The 4252-nt window shown below is 51.6% G+C and carries 7 protein-coding genes; all 7 read right to left on the minus strand.

Annotation, left to right across the window (positions count from 1 at the left end; all coding sequences use genetic code 11):
• Positions 1–384: TipJ family phage tail tip protein (gene gpJ, locus OGV69_RS15580; RefSeq protein WP_425592481.1), on the minus strand; the 384-nt coding region annotated here is incomplete at its 3' end.
• A gap of 53 nt (positions 385–437) precedes the next feature.
• Positions 438–1040, minus strand: coding sequence for a tail assembly protein (locus OGV69_RS15585; protein WP_069325461.1), 603 nt, complete (start codon positions 1038–1040; stop codon positions 438–440).
• 52 nt (positions 1041–1092) lie between these two features.
• Positions 1093–1428: a hypothetical protein gene (locus OGV69_RS15590; RefSeq protein ID WP_074458573.1), complete on the minus strand. Its 336-nt coding sequence runs from the start codon at positions 1426–1428 to the stop codon at positions 1093–1095.
• Positions 1429–1459: 31 nt separating this feature from the next.
• Positions 1460–2170: a C40 family peptidase gene (locus tag OGV69_RS15595; protein ID WP_069325459.1), complete on the minus strand. Its 711-nt coding sequence runs from the start codon at positions 2168–2170 to the stop codon at positions 1460–1462.
• Position 2171: 1 nt separating this feature from the next.
• The gene (locus OGV69_RS15600; RefSeq protein WP_227409232.1) at positions 2172–2927 is read right to left on the minus strand and encodes a phage minor tail protein L; all 756 of its coding nucleotides are present in this window, start codon (positions 2925–2927) and stop codon (positions 2172–2174) included.
• Positions 2924–3271 (minus strand): phage tail protein, encoded by a 348-nt coding sequence (locus tag OGV69_RS15605; protein WP_048216155.1) that lies wholly within the window; start codon positions 3269–3271, stop codon positions 2924–2926. The genes OGV69_RS15600 and OGV69_RS15605 overlap by 4 nt, the downstream gene beginning before the upstream one ends.
• Positions 3272–3274: 3 nt before the next feature.
• The coding region (locus tag OGV69_RS15610; RefSeq protein ID WP_286469407.1) for a phage tail tape measure protein at positions 3275–4252 on the minus strand (978 nt) is incomplete at its 5' end.

Genomic DNA, 4252 nt, shown 5'->3' on the forward strand with positions numbered 1-4252 from the left:
CGATGGCCATTTCAGGCGCAGACGAACGGCTGAAAGCTGGGAATTGGTAAAGGTACGTGTCCATGCTGTTGCACTTGAAACCTCAGAGCCAACATTGATCTCATTTTCAGTACCGGGGATACCCTGAATGTAATTCTGTGCCTGCGTTCCTGAACGGAACTCCCACACTACGCCACTGAAATTCTGCGAGCCATCCGCATTCTCAAGCGCAGTACCATCCAGATAAATATTTTTACCCGTCAACTGCCCTGCAAACTCCCCTTCCCCAAGAGCAACGAGGATTTTGGCCTTCGCTACAGATTGCAAATCATCAGGCTGTTCGGTTGGGGTTCGGGAACTGGAGCCGCCGCCCTTGCGGCCTTTAATCGTAGTTGCTGAAGCCATATCGCGCCCATAAAAAAAGCCACCCTGAGGTAGCCTGAGAAAAGGATTTTTTCTTACTGCTGATCTTCGACGTAGATTCCAGCAGAAATAATCGCCCCACCAATTCGACGCTTACCATACCCTAGGGGGACGGGATATCCCTGCGCCGCTGTATTGGTTACCCCGCCGAAAGCATACGAAGCGCGGTTATCTGCACTTTGCTTACTGGCAAGACCTGATGGTTGAGGTGAGAGCATTTGAACAACGCCACCAAGCGCTAATGCAGCACCAATTTTCATTGTGGCTGGCCCCCATGCGGCACCACCCCATGCCTGGCCTATTGTTGCCCCCAGCGCACCAATTACTACCAGTACCCCCCCTAATATTGTTTGAAATAAACCTGCTTTTTTACTCCCAATCACAACAGGAACGATTCTTATCACTTCACCTGTAACGGGAAAACCTAAATCATCTTTCCCTATATTTTTTTTACCTTTAAATACTGCATACGTGAGCCCACGCATTTTGCTGGTATTTAAATACTGTTCAAATCCATTTATTGTTTTTGATAAGGCCTGAATAGCTTCAGCCGTTGTTCTTATTAATCTGTTATGAGAGCGACCAAATGATTTACCTAAAACTCCACCAAGTTCAATTCTAGTCATTACTTCTTGCATGTTAACTCCAATAAAAAAGCCACATAAAGTGGCTTTGAAAATTAGAATCGACTTAAATACAGGATCGCGCAGCTTTACCCCATGGGTCACCAATGCCTTTGCTTGCGGCATAGACTTTCACATCAGTCCCCCCCTTTGGGTTTCCCTCTATTATAGCCATCGATAAAACACCAAATAAATCATCAGATGCTGATATTCTATAACCAGCGTCGGTTTCTATACTTGTTGCCTGCGGATGTAGATCCTGCCATTTAGGCGATAAGCACTTATTAATTTGTGAAGCACTCTTTGATGAATGTCCTGAGTAAATTGGAGATTCTTCCTGCAAGGAAGATGCACTACAACCAAATAAACCTAATAAAGATATAAATAATATGGCTCTTTTCATGTCCCTATCCCCTTTTTGATAATGCGAAAGGTTAGCACAGAGCCTCATGCCGTAGAACCTTCATCGTCCGTTCCTGCCAGTAACCGCCATATGGCACACGCTGACTCAAATGGCCATAAAGATGGTGGAGTAACATATTACCTTCGAGCAGGATCCCGGCATGGTTCCACTTATTAGCTTGGACCTGCATGATGACCATGTCACCTGGCTGCGGCGCACCGCTGAATTCACGGAATCCGCATTCATACCAGCAATCGTGGTAGAAATTTTCGGGGTAACTGTTCTCCCACCAGGGATAATCCACGCGGTAATCCGTCAGCTCAATGCTATGCGTTTGCCGGAAGTAACTCATTACCAGTCCCCAGCAGTCAAAATGACCAAGAACAAACGGGCGCTCCAGCAGCGGCAACTCGCCCCGCGGCTGAATGGTGCGTAAATCCCCTTCTGGCCAACTGACGATATGCCACGGAAGCAGTGTAGCGTCGCACTGTGCCTTATCCAGTTCACTTGGCTGAGTCGTGGCATCCGGGTGGCTGTGGACAATGGCAATCACTGTTCCCCAGTCTTCGGCAGCGGCATAATCTTCCGGCGACAGGTGGAAATGCTCTGTCGGATCGGTTGCCAGATTACGGCAGGGAATGTACCGCTGCACCCTGCTTTTTTGCACCACTACGCCGCAGCATTCACGCGGATATTCAGCAGCAGCATGCGCCATAATGGCGTCGATAATTTTCTGACGCATATCAGCTCCTGATCAGGGATGTGCCAGGGAAGCCACCGAACGGCAACTCGTTCCCCTCGCCATGCCTCAACTTGCACGCAGTGAGCGTACCGGGACATTCATCGAGTGACGGATCGTTAACCGGGTTGTTGTGCTTGTCGAAATAACGCGTTCCGGCATAGTCACATCCATCACCTGAGCGATATTTGTTACGGATACACCAGGTACAAAGCGAATGTAGCTGGCGCGTCGGGATCATCAACCCCTGCAGGTCCATTGGACTGGACAACGTAAACGCCACCACTTCGTTGGTTTCAGTGCTCTTGGCATCAATGTAAAACACCTTCAGCTTTTCCTGCTGCGGATCCGCCGACGGGTTGCCCTCCGGATAGTTTTTCGCATCCAGATACTGCGCCAGCGTGTCATGAATCGTGACCTTTGCCTGCAGCAGGTCATCATAAGCAAGACACAGCGCCGTAATGGAACTATCCAGGTTAGCGACCGACAGCGTCGGCTGCGCGCTGGTCCCGTTGGTCGCCGTCTCAATACCCTCTATCTGGCAGGGCCAGGCTTTATATTCCTGCCCCTGCCACCAGATCGATTTCGCCGGTAGCTTATTTTCATCTCCACCAGCAGCGGCAATTTCATCGGGAGTGTGGGCAATGTTGTGGGCGTGGAAGCGGAGAACGTCGGAAACACCAAATGCGGTGCCATCGACATCAAAAAGCCGGACAACATTGCCCGGCTCAAGTTTCTGATAATCATTGTTTAAGCTCATGGTGCAAACGCCTGTTCAAAGGTGGCTGATACGGTTTCCACCGTTTTACTTTTGGTAACGCGCTGCAGGCTGTCTGCCTCAACGCGCCACAGCGCAAGATCACCGCCTGGCGGGGTAAACGAAAATGATTTCGTCTTATGGCGCCGCAGGAAAGCATAGATATCCTTGACGGTTCCCGGTTCGCCGGTAAATGAAAACTCATAGCTGAGCGTTTCATCATTCATCCCGGCACCTGATACTTGCTTATAGCCATCACCAAACTGTGCCGTGCGGACGGTATCCTTACTTTTCAGGGTCGGCTGGCTGGATGCTTTAATCCGCCACGCAAAATGCTCGATCGCCATTGCTTACCTCTGTTTTGTTGCATTCCAGATAATGCCTCCGGGCCGGACCTCTCTGGTGATACCTTCCCTGATGGAACTGTTGATCACCTGCTGATAGGCTTTCCCCAGCGCATCACCGTTTCCTTTCTGCTGACCGGAATCCCCCTGGCCTGTTGTAACCGAAACCGGTGCATACACGCTGACACCAAAAGGAGAAGCAACGCCAGCGCCACTCCCCCCGACCAGACCACCAGTCGCATAACCGCGCATCATGCGATAAAGGTTGCCGACACCGATTCGGTTAGTGGCTTCCTGCGTAAAGACAAACTCTCCACGGTGCACCACACCTGCTGGCTCATACTTGCCGCCGGATCCTGTATAACCACCGCCAGCAAAACCCAGCGCTGACGTGGCAGAACTGACCAGGCCAGCCATGGCCTGCTTCATCAGGATCTGCGTCAGCATCGACAACGTGGAACGGGTGAAATCTGCCCAGTTTGCTTTCCCTGTCGTCAGCATATCGGCCATATTCTGGCTGATACCATCGAATGTGGCTGAAGCAGCGGACTTCATCGAGCCATAGGCATCAACTGCTGAATCGGCATAGTCAGCCCACGCTGATTTCGCCCCGGCCTGCCAGTTGCCGCGGAGCTCGTCCTGTGCGGCATAATATTTCTTCAGTGCATCCAGTTCGTTCTGATAACCCTGATCGGTGTCCGTACCGCCGGCATTCATCCAGCCCTGCCGCAGCTGTGCCTCTTCGTTTTGCCGCTGCGCGCCGCGACTGCTCATGCTGCCCCCGGCCACAAGCGCTCGGGTTTTCTCACCAATCTGGGTAACGTACTTCTGCGAGCTGTCCTGCAGGCGGTTTAACCGTTCCTGGGCAACAATCTGATCGCCCAGCCGGGCATTCACTTCGGCCCGCGCCAGTACCTCGTCTTTGTTCGCCAGCACCGATTTTTCATCGGCGGTCAGCGCGCGCTTTTTGGCGGCCTCTTCCAG

The organism is Citrobacter sp. Cc139 (genome assembly GCF_030334645.1).
In the GTDB taxonomy this organism is placed as follows: Bacteria; Pseudomonadota; Gammaproteobacteria; order Enterobacterales; family Enterobacteriaceae; genus Citrobacter; species Citrobacter werkmanii.

What these genes read in the sequence shown, in the direction of transcription:
- OGV69_RS15585 (WP_069325461.1), bottom strand. Translation starts at nt 1,040, where the DNA reads ATGCAAGAAGTAATGACTAGAATTGAACTTGGTGGAGTTTTAGGTAAA.
- OGV69_RS15590 (WP_074458573.1), bottom strand. Translation starts at nt 1,428, where the DNA reads ATGAAAAGAGCCATATTATTTATATCTTTATTAGGTTTATTTGGTTGT.
- OGV69_RS15600 (WP_227409232.1), bottom strand. Translation starts at nt 2,927, where the DNA reads ATGAGCTTAAACAATGATTATCAGAAACTTGAGCCGGGCAATGTTGTC.
- OGV69_RS15605 (WP_048216155.1), bottom strand. Translation starts at nt 3,271, where the DNA reads ATGGCGATCGAGCATTTTGCGTGGCGGATTAAAGCATCCAGCCAGCCG.
- OGV69_RS15595 (WP_069325459.1), bottom strand. Translation starts at nt 2,170, where the DNA reads ATGCGTCAGAAAATTATCGACGCCATTATGGCGCATGCTGCTGCTGAA.